The sequence below is a fragment of the Micromonospora sp. NPDC050695 genome (genome assembly GCF_040654415.1).
Classification (GTDB): domain Bacteria; phylum Actinomycetota; class Actinomycetes; order Mycobacteriales; family Micromonosporaceae; genus Micromonospora.
In genome coordinates this window covers 140,803-156,649 of the sequence record NZ_JBFAHZ010000010.1, presented here as the reverse complement: position 1 = coordinate 156,649, position 15,847 = coordinate 140,803, and the positions used below count along the sequence as shown (strand labels likewise).

The 15,847-nt window shown below is 71.9% G+C and carries 15 protein-coding genes; 7 read left to right on the top strand and 8 right to left on the bottom strand.

The annotated features are described in order from the left end of the window. Positions 1–5 precede the first annotated feature (5 nt). The 3 genes from AB0H52_RS10800 to AB0H52_RS10790 all read left to right on the top strand — a co-directional run bounded on the left by AB0H52_RS10800 (position 6) and on the right by AB0H52_RS10790 (position 2,657). Positions 6–881: an SMP-30/gluconolactonase/LRE family protein gene (locus AB0H52_RS10800; protein ID WP_151490155.1), complete on the top strand. Its 876-nt coding sequence runs from the start codon at positions 6–8 to the stop codon at positions 879–881. 104 nt (positions 882–985) lie between these two features. Continuing rightward, a complete protein-coding gene (locus tag AB0H52_RS10795) occupies positions 986–2,089 on the top strand; it encodes an L-dopachrome tautomerase-related protein (protein WP_151490157.1) in 1,104 nt (367 codons plus the stop codon). A gap of 40 nt (positions 2,090–2,129) precedes the next feature. Next, a complete protein-coding gene (locus AB0H52_RS10790; RefSeq protein WP_151490159.1) occupies positions 2,130–2,657 on the top strand; it encodes a YetF domain-containing protein in 528 nt (175 codons plus the stop codon). 28 nt (positions 2,658–2,685) lie between these two features. Here AB0H52_RS10790 and AB0H52_RS10785 read toward each other — a convergent pair whose 3' ends face one another. Continuing rightward, on the bottom strand, positions 2,686–3,441 hold the full coding sequence (locus AB0H52_RS10785) for a dienelactone hydrolase family protein (RefSeq protein ID WP_151490161.1): 756 nt from the start codon (positions 3,439–3,441) through the stop codon (positions 2,686–2,688). Between the two features lie 182 nt (positions 3,442–3,623). Between AB0H52_RS10785 and AB0H52_RS10780 the strand changes: the two genes are divergently transcribed. From AB0H52_RS10780 to AB0H52_RS10765, 4 genes are all read left to right on the top strand, one after another. Further along, complete coding sequence (locus tag AB0H52_RS10780) at positions 3,624–4,118, top strand: SDR family NAD(P)-dependent oxidoreductase (protein ID WP_151490163.1); 495 nt, start codon at positions 3,624–3,626, stop codon at positions 4,116–4,118. Between the two features lie 95 nt (positions 4,119–4,213). Next, positions 4,214–4,618: a hypothetical protein gene (locus AB0H52_RS10775; protein WP_357946592.1), complete on the top strand. Its 405-nt coding sequence runs from the start codon at positions 4,214–4,216 to the stop codon at positions 4,616–4,618. Then, positions 4,615–5,118: a universal stress protein gene (locus AB0H52_RS10770; protein ID WP_278124862.1), complete on the top strand. Its 504-nt coding sequence runs from the start codon at positions 4,615–4,617 to the stop codon at positions 5,116–5,118. Before AB0H52_RS10775 ends, AB0H52_RS10770 begins: the two co-directional genes overlap by 4 nt. 41 nt (positions 5,119–5,159) lie before the next feature. Continuing rightward, the gene (locus AB0H52_RS10765; RefSeq protein ID WP_357946589.1) at positions 5,160–5,543 is read left to right on the top strand and encodes an SAV_915 family protein; all 384 of its coding nucleotides are present in this window, start codon (positions 5,160–5,162) and stop codon (positions 5,541–5,543) included. On the opposite strand, the gene AB0H52_RS10760 is transcribed toward AB0H52_RS10765, so the two are convergent. From AB0H52_RS10760 to kdpF, 7 genes are all read right to left on the bottom strand, one after another. Next, positions 5,444–7,453, bottom strand: coding sequence for an FAD-dependent oxidoreductase (locus AB0H52_RS10760; protein WP_357946586.1), 2,010 nt, complete (start codon positions 7,451–7,453; stop codon positions 5,444–5,446). The genes AB0H52_RS10765 and AB0H52_RS10760 overlap by 100 nt on opposite strands. Positions 7,454–7,553: 100 nt before the next feature. Next, positions 7,554–8,234: a response regulator gene (locus tag AB0H52_RS10755; protein ID WP_151490191.1), complete on the bottom strand. Its 681-nt coding sequence runs from the start codon at positions 8,232–8,234 to the stop codon at positions 7,554–7,556. A gap of 2 nt (positions 8,235–8,236) precedes the next feature. Beyond that, positions 8,237–10,783: a DUF4118 domain-containing protein gene (locus tag AB0H52_RS10750; protein ID WP_278124865.1), complete on the bottom strand. Its 2,547-nt coding sequence runs from the start codon at positions 10,781–10,783 to the stop codon at positions 8,237–8,239. Positions 10,784–10,856: 73 nt separating this feature from the next. Further along, positions 10,857–11,738: a potassium-transporting ATPase subunit C gene (locus tag AB0H52_RS10745; RefSeq protein ID WP_357946583.1), complete on the bottom strand. Its 882-nt coding sequence runs from the start codon at positions 11,736–11,738 to the stop codon at positions 10,857–10,859. After that, positions 11,738–13,933, bottom strand: coding sequence for a potassium-transporting ATPase subunit KdpB (gene kdpB / locus AB0H52_RS10740; protein ID WP_357946580.1), 2,196 nt, complete (start codon positions 13,931–13,933; stop codon positions 11,738–11,740). The genes AB0H52_RS10745 and kdpB overlap by 1 nt, the downstream gene beginning before the upstream one ends. A gap of 20 nt (positions 13,934–13,953) precedes the next feature. Next, entirely contained in the window at positions 13,954–15,609 is a 1,656-nt protein-coding gene (kdpA, locus tag AB0H52_RS10735; protein WP_151490210.1) for a potassium-transporting ATPase subunit KdpA, read from the bottom strand. After that, positions 15,609–15,698 (bottom strand): K(+)-transporting ATPase subunit F, encoded by a 90-nt coding sequence (kdpF, locus tag AB0H52_RS10730; RefSeq protein ID WP_036390805.1) that lies wholly within the window; start codon positions 15,696–15,698, stop codon positions 15,609–15,611. Before kdpF ends, kdpA begins: the two co-directional genes overlap by 1 nt. Positions 15,699–15,847: the final 149 nt, after the last annotated feature.

Here is a 15,847-nt window from a genome sequence, read left to right as displayed (position 1 = left end):
GCGCGATGGAGCTGACCGTCTGGAGCACCGACCGGTTGGAGCTGGGCGAGGGACTGCGCTGGGTCGACGGCCGGCTGGTCCTCGTCGACCTGCTGGCCGGCCGGCTGCTGGAGACCGGCGGCGACACCCCCGGCCCGCTGCGGGAGCTACGCCGCCTCGACGTTCCGCTCGGCGCCGTCGCCCCGGTGACCGACCGGCCCGGCGACTGGCTGGCCGCCGCCGGGACCGGCGTCACCCTGCTGCCCGCCGCCGGCGACCCCCGACCGGTCGCCGACCTGGTCGGCGACGCGCCCGAGCCGACCCGCATGAACGACGCCGTCGCCGACCCGCACGGCCGCTTCTGGGCCGGCAGCATGACGTACGCCGGAGTGCCCGGCGGCGGCACGCTGTACCGGCTGACCCCGGGCGCGGCACCGGTACCCGCGGTCACCGGCATGACCATCCCGAACGGCCCGGCGTTCGACGCCGCCGGCACCACGATGTACCTGGCCGACTCGCCGAGAGGCGAGGTCGACCGGTTCACCGTCAACCCGCGCACCGGTGACCTGCGCGGGCGGGAGCCGTTCCTGCGGCTGGCCCCCGCCGACGGCGGCCCGGACGGCATGACGGTCGACGCGGCGGGCCACCTCTGGGTCGCCCTCTGGGGCGGCTCGGCGGTCCGCCGTTACCGGCCGGACGGCACCCTCGACCGGGAGATCCGACTACCGGCAGCCCAGCCGGCCGGCATCTGCCTCGGCGGCTCCGACCTGCGCCGACTCTTCATCGGCACCGCCCGCCTGGGGCTGACGTCGGCCGGTCCGGCGGACGGCGCACTGCTCGCCGTGGACGTCGAGGTCCCCGGCCTGCCCACCCCGTCCGCCACCGCACCCGAGGCCAGCTGACCGTCCCGGCCAACGCGTCAGGCGTACCGGACGCCGGGGCGGGAATAGCGGCACGACGGCAACCGGCAGAGGGGCGAGACGATGAGCACCGTGGGGCGGGCGTCATGAACGGGCCGGTCGGCGACGAGCCGGTCGGGGAGCTGGAGCTGGTGCACACGTTCACCGGCCCGATGCCGACCGGGGTGAGCGTCTCGCACCAGGGCCGGATCTTCATCAACTTCCCGAGGTGGGGCGACGACGTGCCGGCCACCGTCGTCGAACTGCGCGACGGCCGCGAGGTGCCCTACCCCGACCAGGCGTGGAACGAACCGTCCGGCGACGACGACGCGGGGGCGTTCGTCTCGGTGCAGAGCATCGTGGTGGACCCGGCGGACCGGCTCTGGGTGGTGGACACCGGCAGCCCGAAGTTCCAGCCGACGAAGCCGGGTGGGCCAAAGCTGGTCCGGATCGACCTGGACACCGACACGGTCGCCCAGGTGATCACCTTCCCGAGGGACGTGGCACCCGCGTCGACGTACATCAACGACGTCCGCTTCGACCTGCGGCGGGGCGAGTCGGGGGTCGCGTACCTCACCGACTCGACGGACTCCGGGCCGAACGGGATCATCGTGGTGGACCTGGCCAGCGGAGCCTCCTGGCGGCGGCTGCACGACCACCCGTCCACCAAGGCGGAGCCGTTGAAGAACTACCGCCCGTTCGTCGAGGGCCGGCCACTCCTGTCCCGACCGCCGGACGGGCCGCCGAAGCCGCTGGCAATGGGCTCCGACGGCATCGCCATCTCGGCCGACGGCAGCCGGCTGTACTACTCCCCACTGATTTCCCGACGCCTGCACAGCGTGTCCGCCGAGGCGCTGGCCGACCCGTCGGTCACGCAGGAGGCGGTGGCGGCGACGGTCGTCGACGAGGGGGACAAGGCCACCGGGTCGGACGGGTTGGAGTCCGACGACGCGGGGCGCCTCTACCTCACCTCGTACGAGCACAACGCGGTGCTGCGGCGGCTGCCGAACGGCGAGTACGAGACCCTCGTCCACGACCCTCGGTTGCTCTGGCCGGACACCATGTCGGTGGCCACCGACGGGTACCTCTACGTCACCGCCAACCAACTGCACCGGCAGGCGCAGTACCAGGGTGGCAAGGATCTGCGGCGTAAGCCGTACGGGCTGTTCCGCACCCGCATCGACGCCGGCCCGGTGCTCCTGCGCCGCTGACCGGTAGGCATGGCTGGTCGGGTGGTGGGTAGCCCCTCGGGTGGCCGACTGGCATGAGGTGTTCGTCCCGGACACCCCGCTATTGGAGATCGTGGTCCGGGGCAGCGTCATGTACCTCGCGCTGTTCACCCTCCTGCGGGTCATCCTCAAGCGGGAGAGCGGCACCACCGGCGTCACCGACCTGCTGGTCATCGTGCTGCTCGCGGACGCCGCCCAAAACGGCATGTCCGGCGGCTACACCTCGGTCACCGACGGGGTGCTGTTGGTCGGGGTGATCATCGGTTGGTCGTACCTGCTGAACGCCGTCGCCTACCGCTGGCAGGCCGCCGCGCGGCTGATCCGACCCGGGTCGCTGGTGCTGGTGCGGGACGGGCGGGTCATGCGGGCCAACATGCGCCGGGAGCTGATCACCAACGAGGAGCTGCACACCCTGCTGCGCGAGCAGGGCGTCGTCGACCTCTCCCAGGTCCGCGAGGTGCGGATGGAGGCCGACGGCCGGTTCAGCGTGACCACCCGTACACCCGGTCGGCCCCGCAACGACCTCGACGCCCCGGGCGGCCTCGGCTGACGACCGGCCCGGGACAGGTCCCGCGGCCTCAGCCGACCGGCAGGGTGCGGTCCAGCAGATCGAACAGGGCGGCCCAGTGGCGTTCGGTGGCCTGCTCGTCGTACGCCGGGGTGTCGGACATGGTGTAGCCGTGGTGCGCTCCCGCGTACACCTCGGAGCGGTACCGCACGCCGGCGGCGTCGAGTGCCTTCTCCAGCGTGGCGATCTGCTCGGGCGTCATCGACTGGTCGGCGTCGGCGTGGCCGAAGTACACCTCGCCGATGATCGAGCCGACGCCCAGGTGAGGGCTGTCCGGCGCGTCGGTGACAATCCGCCCGCCGTGGAAACTCGCCGCCGCGGCGATCCGGTCCGGGTGCGCCTCGATGGCCCGCAGCGCGTTCGTGCCGCCCATGCAGTAGCCGGTGATCGCCACCGGGCCCGACCGGACGTCGTCGCGGGCGGCCAGGAACTCGAGGTACGCGGCGGTGTCCCGGCTGATGACGTCGGCGGTCAACGCGCCGATCAGCGGCATGATCTTCTCGAAGATCGCGCCCCGCTGGTCGGCCTCGGCGAGTCGGGACAGGTCGAACAGGGGCGCCCGGCCGGCCCGGTAGAACAGGTGCGGCGTCAGCACCAGGTAGCCCCGGGCGGCGATCCGCTCCGCCATCTCCACCAGGCGCGGGCGTGGCCCGAAGGCGTCCATGAAGAGCAGCACGGCCGGGAACGGGCCGTCCCCGTCCGGTCTGGTCAGGCAGGCGTCCGCCACGCCGTCGCTGGTCGGGATGTCCACCGTCGTCGTCTGCACCGGGCCTCCTCGTACGCCGATCTTGGTCCGTCCGGAACGTTACTCGCCACGCCGGCGGGCCCGACAACGGTCCGCCAGACCGGGACCGCCGATCCCTGGACAAGGCCACCCTGGGCAACGGTCGGCGGCCGGCCCAGTGTTGTCCGCGACCGATGAGGGACATCGTTGACCGGGGAGTTGCCATGCTCGACCTGACCGTTCCGGACCTGACTGGAAAGCTCGCCGTGGTGACCGGCGGCAGCGACGGGCTGGGCCTCGGCCTGGCCACGCGGCTGGCGCGGGCCGGTGCCGAGGTGGTGCTGCCGGTCCGCAATCCGGCCAAGGGCACCGCCGCGCTGCAGACCGTCCGGGCCGCCGCGCCGGACGCCGTCGTGTCGACCCGGCAGTTGGACCTCGCGTCGAAGCTGGCCACCCTGCACTTCGGGCTGGAACTCGACCGGCGCAGTCGGGCCGGCGGCTGGGGCATCCTCGTGCACTCGGTGGACGCCGGGCTGCTGCCCGCCCTCTACGCGGCCACCAGCCCGCAGGCCCGGGGCGGCCGGTTCTACGGCCCGGACGGCCTGGGGCAGTTCACCGGCAGACCGACCGAGCTGGCCGTCTACCGTTCGGCGCGCGACACCGACGACGCCGCCCGCCTCTGGAGGGTCTCCGAGCGGTTGGTGGGCGTCGAGTTCTGAGCCCGGCGTGAACGGCGCGTCAAGAATGGGCGGTGGCCCGTCGAAACGGCGTATCGACGGGCGCTCCGCCGCCGTTCGGTGGCGACGATGGGTCCATGAGTCCTTGGCGGATGACACGCTGGGAACGCGGGAACCCGCCACCCGGCGCCGACACAGACAGCAGCCCTGACGAGCCCGTCACGAGGGCGGGCGGGCCGGAACGCCGGCATGAGGCGCTGGTCAGCGTCCGGCTCGGGCCGTCCGCGCCCGGCAGCCACCTGGTGGAGTACCTGCGCCACGAGCCGTGCGCCGTCGACGCCTGGTGGATCGCCGCCGACGTCGACGCGATGGTGCGGCTCTCCGCCGACAGCATGACCGTGCTGCACCGCGCCGTGGCCGACCTGCGCCGGCGCGCCGGCGTGGAGGTGGTGGTGGCGCACCACATCCTCCGCGCCCTCGACCTGACCCCACCGGTCTACGTACGGGAGGACGCCCCGGCATGGGGGGTGTCCGCCGCATGAGCCGCCCCACCGCTGCCCGCCGGATCATCGTGGGCGTCGACCGGTCGTTCGCCGGGATGCAGGCGTTGCGCCGCGCCGTGCAGTTGGCCCGCCGCGACGGCGCGCAGGTGGACGCCGTCCGCGCGTGGGTCTTCGCGCCGACCTGGCGGCCCGGCACGCTGACCTGGCACTGGCAGGACGAGTGCGACCGGGCCGCCCTGGCCTATCTGCGCGGCGTCTTCGACGCGGCGCTGGGTGGGATGCCCGGCGACGTGGCCGTGCGACTGGTGGCGGCCCAGGGGTACGCCGGGCAGGTGCTGGTCGACCACGCGGACCGCGAGTCCGACCTGCTCGTCGTCGGCAGCCCCGAGCGAGGCCGCTTCGGCCGTTCGCGGGGGCACGTGACCCGGTACTGCGTGAAACGTGCCGTCGTACCGGTCATCGCGGTGCCGGCCCCGTCCTGGGCGCGGGCCGCGACGATCCGCCGCTTCTCTCGCGACCTCGAACGATTCAGTCATTGACCCCCTCGGGATCGACACGTTTGGAAAGGACCACATCAACCATGGACGAGGGCCCGAGAATCTACGCCGTTCCGGTGCGTGACCTGCCGGGACGGATGGTGCGGACGGTGCGGACCGGACGCTCACCCCAGGGTCAGCGGGTGGGCATCGCGTTCACCCGCGCGGATCTGCTGGTCGCCGCGATGGGCGCGGAACAGCCGTGGGAGGAGCTGTGCGAGTCGGCCCTGCGCGGCATGCTCCGTCCGCTCGGCATCGACGTGATCCAGGTCGACCCGCTGCTGGTCGCACCGCCTCTGCACCCGGTCGACCCGGCACCCCGTCCCGGTCAGGCGCGGACGAAGCGCACCGCGTCGGCGATCACGTGGCCGTCGGTGTCCTCGGTGCGGATCAGCACGCTCCCGTCGGTGCCCGCCGTGAACGGGTAGGTGCCCAACGGCACCCACTGGCCGCCGGACTGCCGCTGGTCGACGATCCGGGTGGTCACCCCGCCGGAGTACGCGATGTCCACCGGCACGTTGGTCGCCCGGTTCGGGTCGGCGGTCCAGCGCAGGTGCACGGTCCACGAGCCGGAGGTGGGCAGCGTGGGGCGGAAGCGCAACCGGTTGACGCCCTTGGCGGTGTTGCCGTCGTGCTCGTAGTCCGGGCCGTAGTAGCCGCCGATGCTGGTGCTGCGCAGCCACGTTCCGGCCCGGGTGATCCCGCTGGACGCCGCGTTGTCCAGGATCACCTCGCTGGTCGAACCCCACTCCAGCACCGCGCCGTCCTGCCGCAGCCGGTGCTGCAGGGTGGGCACGGGCACGGCCTGCACGGCGAGGTTCCCGGTGAGCGCCAGGGACGCCGCGGTGGCCGCGGCCTGCCCGAGGATCATGAACACCGGTTCCATCCGGATCGAGCCGTACGCGATGTGGCTCGCCGAGAGGCAGACCGGCACGAGCAGATTGGCGCACTGGGCCTGGTGCGGCACGATCGAGCGGTAGCTCACCGGGTACGGCGCGGGCACGCTGATCTGCACGTCCCCCTCGTTGCGGACCTTGCCGTCGACGACCACCCGCTGACAGTTGTGCGAGTCCATCGTGTAGCTGGCCAAGCCCACCGAGTCGGTGGCCCGTACGCGGCCCCGGCAGTCGGCCTCGGTCATCACGTACGCGGAGACCATCCGGCGGGCCTCGCGGATGTAGAGCAGCGGCGGCCAGCCGCCGGTGCTGGTGAACTCGTCGACCGGCAGCCCCCACCGGGCGGTCGAGTCGCGGACCGACGCCGGCAGTCGGGGGTCGTTCGCCAGGAACCACATCAGCCCCTGCTGGTACGTGCGGTGCTCGGCGATGATGCTCTCCCGCGCGGCCCAGCTCGCCGTCGGGTACGCGTGGTTGAAGCCGATGTGGTCGGTGGACACCGCCCCGTTGTTGTTGGAGTCGGTCTTGCCGCCGCCGACGGAGTGGGTGGTGAAGTACGGCCCGGTGTAGCCGGCCTGGATGTGGCGCAGCAGCAGCTCGTATCGGATCGGGTCGTAGCCGGACGGCTTGCCGAACGGGATCCGGTTGGCCGCCTGGGTCAGGCACATCCGGAAGCAGTACGCCTGGATCCGGTCGTCGCCGCTGCCCTGCGGGGCGAGGGGGGTGGCGGAGATGCCCGGCAGCAGGCCGCTCGCGGGTGAGCCGGCCGTCACGTACGGGTCGACGGGGTAGACGAACTGGTGGGTGTTGCGCGACTGCACCCCGTTGATCGTCTCGCCGTAGGTGTCGTTGGACTCCCGCCCGACGGTGAAACCCACGCCGGCCATGGCCAGCAGGTCACCCTCGTAGGTGGCGTCGACGAACACCCCGCCGGAGTAGACCGACCCGTCCTCGGTGCGCAGTTCGGTGATCCGGTTGCCGCTACGACCGAGGCTGGCCAGCCGGGCATTGACGACCACCGGAACGCCCGCCTCGGCCAGCAGGTCGGCGAAGACCTCGGCGGCGACGTGCGGTTCGAAGGTCATCCGCAGCGGCGACGTCGCCGTGAGCGTACCGCCGTGGTACTTCACGTAAACCCGGCGGTAGAACTCGGCGGCGAGCCCGCCGATGGACGCCTGGACGCCGGTGTCGGTGGTGCCGAGGCCGGCGGTGCTCAGCCCACCGACGTGGCTGGTGGGCTCCACCACGACGGCGGTGCGGCCCAGCCGGCGCATGGTGATCGCGGCGGCCAACCCACCGGAGGTGGCACCGTAGACGACCAGGTCGGCGGTGGTGACGGCGGCGCGGGCGGGACCGGCCCGGAACGGGTCGGTGAGACCGGCCAGGACGAGGCCGGCGCCGCCGGCGGTCAGCAGCCGACGACGGGACAGGGGCACAGACACGGCGGGCTCCCGAGGGGTAACCGGAGGGGGACGGTTACAGAAGCACGCCGCTGCCGCTGCGAACGAAATTCTTCAATCTCTGGCGGCGGGTGTCAACGGGTCACGGGCGGAAGCGGTAGCCCATTCCCGGTTCGGTGATGAGGTGGCGGGGGCGGGCCGGGTCATCCTCCAGCTTGCGTCGCAGCTGGGCCAGGTACTGCCGCAGGTAGTTGGTCTCGTTCTGGTATTCCGGCCCCCACACGTCCTGCAGGAGCTGACGTTGGCTGACCAGCTTGCCGGGGTGGCGCAGCAGCTTCTCCAGCACACTCCACTGGGTGGGGGTCAGCTTGACCTCGGCGCCGTCGTCGCGCCAGACCCGGTGGTCGGCCAGGTCGACGGTGTGCTGGCCGATCCGCAGCGCGGGCACCGCGTCGCTGGGCGCGGCGAGCCGCCGGGTGACGGCGCGGATGCGGGCCAGCAGCTCCTCCACCCCGAACGGCTTCGTGACGTAGTCGTCCGCTCCGGCGTCGAGCGCGGCGACCTTGTCCTCGCTGCCGGCCCGCCCGGACAGCACGATGATCGGCACGCTGGTCCATCCGCGCAGGCCACGGATCACCTCCACGCCGTCGATGTCGGGCAGGCCGAGGTCGAGCACCACCAGGTCGGGCGGGTGACTGGCGGCGGCCTTCAACGCGGCGGCCCCGGTGCCGGCGACGTCCACGTCGTACCGGCGGGCGCGCAGGTTGATCCGCAGGGCGCGCAGGATCTGCGGTTCGTCGTCGACGACCAGGATGCGGGTCATTCCTACGGCCCCTCCGAGTTGGTCTGCGCGGCGGCGGGGAGCCGCAGCACCATGGTGAGGCCACCACCGGGTGTGGTCTCCGGGGTGATGCTGCCACCCATCGCCTCCGCCAACCCCCGGGACAGGGCGAGCCCGAGACCGACGCCGGTCTGGTTGTCCCGGTCGCCGAGGCGCTGGAACGGCAGGAAGACGTGCTCCCACTGGTCCTCCGGGATGCCCGGCCCCCGGTCGATGACCCGCAGCTCCACCTGACCGGCGTGGGCGCTGGCGGTGATGGTGGGCGGCTGGTCGGGCGGGCTGTACCGCAGCGCGTTGGCGACGATGTTGACCAGCACCCGTTCCAGCAGGCCCGGGTCCGCGGCGGCGGCCGGCAGGTCGGCCGGGATGTCCGTGCCGACGGTCGCGGCCGCCGGGCCAAGTTCGTCCAGGGCCAGGGGTACGGCGTCCTCCAAGCCGATCACGGTGGCCGAGATGCCCAGCACGCCGGCCTGCAGGCGGCTCATGTCCAGCAGGTTGGCGACCAGCCGGGCGAGCCGGTCCAGCGACTCCTCGGCGGTCTCCAGCAGCTCCTCGCGATCGGACTCGTCGAACTCGATGTCGTGGCTGCGCAGACTGGTCACGGCGGCCTTCGCCGAGGCCAGCGGCGTACGCAGGTCGTGGCTGACCGCCGCGAGCAGCGCGGTGCGCATCCGGTCGGCGGCGGCGAGGGGTCGGGCGGTGGCGGCCTCCTCGGCGAGGCGCTCCTGGCGCAGCGCGACGGCGGCCTGGGCGGCGAACGCCTCGACGATGCGCCGGTCGGCGGCCTCCAACCGCCGGCCGCTGAGTACGACGGTGATCCGCTCGTCGACGGGCACCGCCGTCTCACCGCCGTCGGGTGTGCAGGCCGGCTGATCGCCGACGCTCGCCACCACGCACCAGGCGTGCTCCTCGCGTGCCCGGTCGGGGCGACCGCCGGCCTCCTCGGCCAGCTCAAGCACGCTCACCGCGCGCAGCCCGAACGTCTCCCGGAGCTGGTCCAGCAGGGCGGGCAGCGGGCGTTCGCCGCGCAGCACGCCACCGGCCACGGCGGCGAGGGTCTGCGCGTCGGCGGCGGCGCGGGCGGCCTCCCGGGTACGCCGGGCGGCCACGTCGACGATCCAGCTGACCGCCAACGCCACCGCGACGAACACGGCCAGGGCGAGCAGGTTGTCGGCCTCGGCGATGGTCAGCGTCCGGTACGGCGGGGTGAAGAACCAGTTGAGCAGCAGCGAGCCGCCGAGCGCGGCGACCAGCGCCGGCCACACGCCACCGACCAGCGCGACACCGACGACCCCGGCGAGGAACAGCAGGATGTCGTTGGTCAACGTCAGGTCGGGCAGCGTCTTCAGCAGCAGGGTGAGCAGCGGCATGCCCAGCACCGCCAGGCCGAAGCCGAGCAGCCGGCGGCGCCGGGACAGCGCCGCCGGCACGGCCGCCGCCCGCCGTCCCTTACCGGCCTGCTTGTGGGTGACCAGGTGCACGTCGATCGAGCCGGACAGCGCGGTGGTGGTCACCCCGACACCCCGGGCGAAGATCTGCGCGAGGCGGCCCCGCCGGCTGGCGCCGAGCACCAGCTGGGTGGCGTTCACGCCCTGCGCGAAGTCCAGCAGCGCGGCCGGCACGTCGGTGCCGAGCACCTGGTGGTACGTGCCGCCCAGGCTCTCGACGAGGACCCGTTGGCGGGCCAACTGTGCCGGGTCGGCGCCGGCCAGGCCGTCGCTGCGGGCCACGTGCACGGCGAGCAGGTCGGCGCCCTTGCTGCGGGCCGCGACCCGGGCCGCGCGGCGGATCAGTGTCTCGCCCTCCGGGCCTCCGGTCAGCGCCACCACGACGCGTTCCCGGGCCTCCCAGGTGGCCGCGATGCCCTGCTGGCTGCGGTACCGGTCGAGCTGCTCGTCGACCTTGTCGGCCAGCCAGAGCAGCGCCAGCTCGCGCAGCGCGGTGAGGTTGCCGACCCGGAAGTAGTTGCCCAACGCGGCGTCGATCTTGTCGGGTCGGTAGATGTTGCCGTGCGCCATCCGCCGCCGCAGCGCCTCCGGGGTCATGTCGACAAGCTCGACCTGCTCGGCGGCGCGGACGATCTCGTCCGGCACGGTCTCCCGCTGGGTGGTGCCGGTGATCTGCGCGACGACGTCGTTGACCGACTCAAGGTGCTGCACGTTGACCGTGGACAGCACGTCGATGCCCGCGTCGAGCAGCTCCTGGACGTCCTGCCAGCGCTTGTCGTGCCGGGAGCCGGGCACGTTGGTGTGCGCCAGCTCGTCGACCACCGCGATCTCCGGCCGGCGGGCCAGCACGGCGTCCACGTCCATCTCGGTGAACTCGGCGCCCCGGTACGTCATCGCGCGGCGGGGCACCTGCTCCAGGTCGCCGAGCATGGCCGCGGTGTGCTGCCGGCCGTGGGTCTCCACGAAGCCGATCACCACGTCGGTGCCGCGCGCGGCACGCCGCTGGGCCTCCTCCAACATGGCGTACGTCTTACCGACGCCGGGGGCGGCTCCGAGATAGATGCGCAGTTCTCCGCGTGGCACGGGAACCATCCTCCCTGGTCAGATCGGCCGGCGGGGCCGCGCCCGGTCGGCACGGCCCCGTCTGCGAGTGTGCTCAGCGTGCGGCGAACTGCTTGTCGAGGGCGAGGTTGAGCTCCAGCACGTTGACCCCGGGCTCACCCATGAAGCCGAGCCCGCGACCGTCGGTGTGCTCCTTGACGAGCTTGCGGACCGCCGCCGGGTCCGCGCCGCGCTCCCGCGCGACCCGGTTGACCTGCAGCTCGGCGTACGCCGGGCTGATCTGCGGGTCGAGACCGCTGGCGCTGGCGGTGACCGCGTCGGCGGGCACCGCCGGCTTGGCGGGCGCGTCGCCACGGATCGGGGTGATGACCCCGCCGTCGGCCACGTAGTCCTCGCCCGGCTGGGCCAGCTCCACCGCGACACCCTCGTACGAGGTCACGAACGGGGTGGCCGGGGCGGCCTGGTTGACGCTGACCACCCGGGTGACCTTGCCGGTCAGGCCGTCGGCGCGGAAGACCGCGAGCACCGCGCCCACCCCGTCGGTGGTGCAGAAGGGACGCCGGCCGTCGACGCCGTTCAGCTCGCCGACCTCCTTGCTGCGCCCGCACACCTGGGTGAGCAGGCTCTCGCTGGACTCCTCCGGGTCGGTGGCGATGGTGTCGACCACGCTCTCCGGGCCCAGGTTGCTGGCCGAGGTGGAGGTGGGGTCGTAGCCGTCGCCGGCCGCCGACGGGCGGGACTGGAAGTAGCGGGCGACGGGGTTGCCGTCCGCGTCGGTGAAGGACTGGCCGATCAGCGCGCTGCCGACCGTGGTCCCGCCCGACGAGATCAGCGATCCGTCGGTCTTGTGGTTGAGGCCGGGCAGCTTGCCGACCGCTACCAGGGCCAGCGGGTAGACCAGGCCGAGCAGCACGGTGAAGACGAGCACAGCGCGCAGCGCGGCGAGGTGTTGGGCGATCCAGGTGGGTAGGCGCATCACGAAATCCCCGGGATGAACTGGATGAGCAGGTCGATGAGCTTGATCCCGATGAACGGCACGATGATGCCGCCCAGACCGTAGAGCCAGAGGTTGCGGCTGAGCAGCTTCGACGCGGCGGCCGGCCGGTACCGCACGCCCCGCAGGGCGAGCGGGATCAGCGCGATGATCACCAGGGCGTTGAAGATGACCGCGGACAGGATCGCCGACTCCGGGCTGGACAGCCGCATGATGTTGAGCGCGTCCAGGCTCGGGTAGAGGCCGGCGAACATGGCCGGGATGATCGCGAAGTACTTCGCGATGTCGTTGGCGATGCTGAACGTGGTCAGCGCGCCACGGGTGATCAGCAACTGCTTGCCGATCTCCACGATCTCGATCAGCTTGGTCGGGTCGGAGTCAAGGTCGACCATGTTGCCGGCCTCCTTGGCGGCCGACGTACCGGTGTTCATCGCCACCCCGACGTCGGCCTGGGCGAGCGCCGGCGCGTCGTTGGTGCCGTCACCGGTCATCGCGACCAGCCGGCCACCCTCCTGCTCCCGCTTGATCAGCGCGAGCTTGTCCTCCGGCGTCGCCTCGGCCAGGAAGTCGTCCACCCCGGCCTCGTCGGCGATGGCCTTCGCGGTCCGCGGGTTGTCGCCGGTGATCATCACGGTTCGGATGCCCATCCGGCGCATCTCGTCGAACCGCTCCCGCATCCCGGACTTGACGACGTCCTTGAGGTGGATGACGCCCAGCGCGCGGGCGGGCTGGCCGTCGACGTGCTCGGCGACGACCAGCGGGGTGCCGCCGGTGCCGCTGATCACGTCCACGATCTCGCCGACCTGCTCGGTCGGGTGGCCGCCGTTCTCCCGTACCCACTTCATCACCGCGGCGGCGGCACCCTTGCGGACCCGGCGGGCCGTGCCCACCGCGCCGCCGTCCACGCTGCCGTCCGGGATGAGGTCGACGCCGCTCATCCGGGTCTGCGCGGTGAACGGCACGAAGGTGGCGTGCGGCATCACGCCGGGCTCGCGTTCCCGCAGCCCGAACTCGTTCTTCGCCAGCACCACCACCGAGCGCCCCTCCGGGGTCTCGTCGGCCAGGCTGGACAGCTGCGCGGCGTCGGCCACCGTCGCGGCGTCGACCCCCTCGACGGGTACGAACTCGGCGGCCTGCCGGTTGCCCAGCGTGATGGTGCCGGTCTTGTCGAGCAGCAGGGTGTTGACGTCGCCGGCCGCCTCGACGGCCCGGCCACTCATGGCCAGGACGTTGCGCTGGACGAGGCGGTCCATGCCGGCGATGCCGATGGCCGACAGCAGCGCGCCGATGGTGGTCGGGATCAGGCAGACCAGCAGCGAGATCAGCACGACGCCGGTGACACCGGCGCCGTTGATCGCCCCGCTGTCCGGGGCGGCGGCCTGGTACGCCTTGGAGAAGATCGCCAGCGGCTGGAGGGTGACCACGGCCAGCAGGAAAATGATCGTGAGCGCGGCGAGCAGGATGTTCAGCGCGATCTCGTTCGGTGTCTTCTGCCGGTTGGCGCCCTCGACCAGGGCGATCATCCGGTCGATGAAGCTCTCCCCCGGCTTCTGGGTGATCTTCACGATGATCCGGTCGGAGAGCACCTTCGTGCCGCCGGTGACCGCGCTGCGGTCACCGCCGGACTCCCGGATGACCGGGGCCGACTCGCCGGTGATGGCCGACTCGTCGACGCTGGCGATGCCCTCGACGATGTCGCCGTCGCCGGGGATGATGCCGCCCGCCTCGACCAGGACGACGTCGCCCTGGCGCAACTGCGGGGCGGGCACCGCCTCGTCGCGGTAGGTGTTGGCCTTCGCGCCGGGCTTCCAGTCGATCAGCCGGGTGGCGATGGTGTCCTGCTTGGCCTGCCGCAGCGTCGCGGCCTGGGCCTTGCCCCGGCCCTCGGCGACCGCCTCGGCCAGGTTGGCGAAGACCACGGTCAGCCACAGCCAGACGGTGATCGCCCAGGCGAACACCGACGGGTCGGTCACCGCCAGGACGGTGGTGAAGGCCGCGCCGACCTCCACGATCAGCATCACCGGGTTGCGCCACAGGGTGGCCGGGTTGAGCTTGCGTACGGCGTCCGGCAGGGACCGGACGAGCTGCTTGGGGTCGAGCAGGCCCCCGCCGATCCGGTTGCCCTGTGTCGCCGGGCTGCCGGGGAGCTGCTCTGTCGGGGCGGACGTGACGGACATGTCCTCGTTCCTCATGATGGTCAGAGCCCTTCTGCCAGCGGGCCGAGCGCGAGCGCGGGCAGGAAGGTCAGCGCGACGAGGACCACGGTGACGCCGACGACCATGCCGATGAACAGCGGTCGGTGGGTCGGCAGGGTGCCCTCGGACGCGGGAGTGGGTGCCTGGCGGGCCAGCGAGCCGGCCAACGCGAGCACGAAGATAATCGGCAGGAACCGGCCGAGCAGCATGCACAACCCGAGCGCGGTGTTCCACCAGGCCGTGTTGACCGTGATGCCGGCGAACGCGGAGCCGTTGTTGTTGCTGGCCGAGGTGAACGCGTACAGCACCTCGGAGAGGCCGTGCGGGCCGACGTTGAGCGCGGTCGAGTTGTTGCCGGTGGCGAACGCCGCCGCCGTACCGACCAGCACCAGGATCGGCGTGATGAGGAAGTAGAGGGAGGCGAACTTGATCTCCCGCGAGCTGATCTTCTTGCCCAGGTACTCGGGGGTGCGACCGACCATCAGGCCGGCCACGAAGACCGTGATCACCGCGAGGATGAGCAGGCCGTACAGGCCGGACCCGACACCGCCGGGCGCGACCTCGCCGAGCATCATGTTGACCATGGTCATCATGCCGCCAAGCGAGGTGAACGAGTCGTGGAACGAGTTCACCGCGCCGGTCGAGGTGAGCGTGGTGGCGGCGGCGAAGGCGGCCGAGTTCGACACGTCGAACCGCACCTCCTTGCCCTCCATCGCCGCGCCGACCGCCTGCGGCACCGTGCCGTGGCCGGCCAGCTCGAAGGCGTTGGTGATGGCGATGCTGGCGAACGCGAGGATGCCCATCACCGCGGCGATGGCGTAGCCCTGCCGGTTCTGCCCGACCATCCGGCCGAAGACCCGGGGCAGGCTGAACGGGATCAGCAGGAGCAGAAAGATCTCCAGCCAGTTCGTCCAGGTGGTGGGGTTCTCGAACGGGTGGGCGCTGTTGACGTTGTAGAAGCCGCCACCGTTGGTGCCCAGCTCCTTGATCACTTCTTGGCTGGCGACCGGCCCACCGGTGATGGTCTGCGTGCCGCCGGTCAGCGTGGACACGTCGGTGCCGGCGGACAGGTTCTGCACCACCCCACCGATCATCAGCACGATGGCGCCGAGGACCGCGATCGGCAGCAGGATGCGCAGCACGATCCGGATCAGGTCGACCCAGAAGTTGCCGAGCTGCCCGGTGCGGCTGCGGGCGAACCCGCGTACCAGCGCGACCGCCACCGCGATGCCGACCGCCGCCGAGGTGAAGTTCTGCACGGCCAGACCGGCCATCTGCACCAGGTGGCCCATCGTCGACTCACCCGAGTACCACTGCCAGTTCGTGTTCGTCACGAACGAGACGGCCGTGTTCCAGGCACCGTGGGTCATCACCGGATCCAGCCCGAGCGACAGCCACAGGTGGTTCTGCACCCGCTGGAACAGGTACAGGAACAGGATCGAGACCGCGGAGAACGCGAGCACGCTGCGGGCGTACACGCCCCAGGTCTGCTCGGCGGCCGGGTTGACCCCGACCAGACGGTAGATCCCCCGCTCGACGCGCGACTGCTTCGTACCGGAGACAGCCCGGAACATGTAGTCGCCGAACGGCTTGTAGACGGCGACGAGCGCCGCCACCAGCGTCAGCACGAAGATGACGCCCGCTGTTGTCATGGTCATCAGAAGCGCTCCGGGAACAACAGGGCGAACACCAGGAACGCGCCCAGGACGATCGCCAGCACCAGACCGACGGCGTTTACCGCGTTCACAGCTTCTCCACCGCCCGGACCACCAGGGCGAGCACTGCGAACAGCGCCACCGTGAGGACCACGAACACCACGTCAGACACGCTGACTCCTCTTACCGGAAAGGTTCGTCGCGACCGCCTTCCGGTCGCGCCGGGCAATCAAAGCCCCAC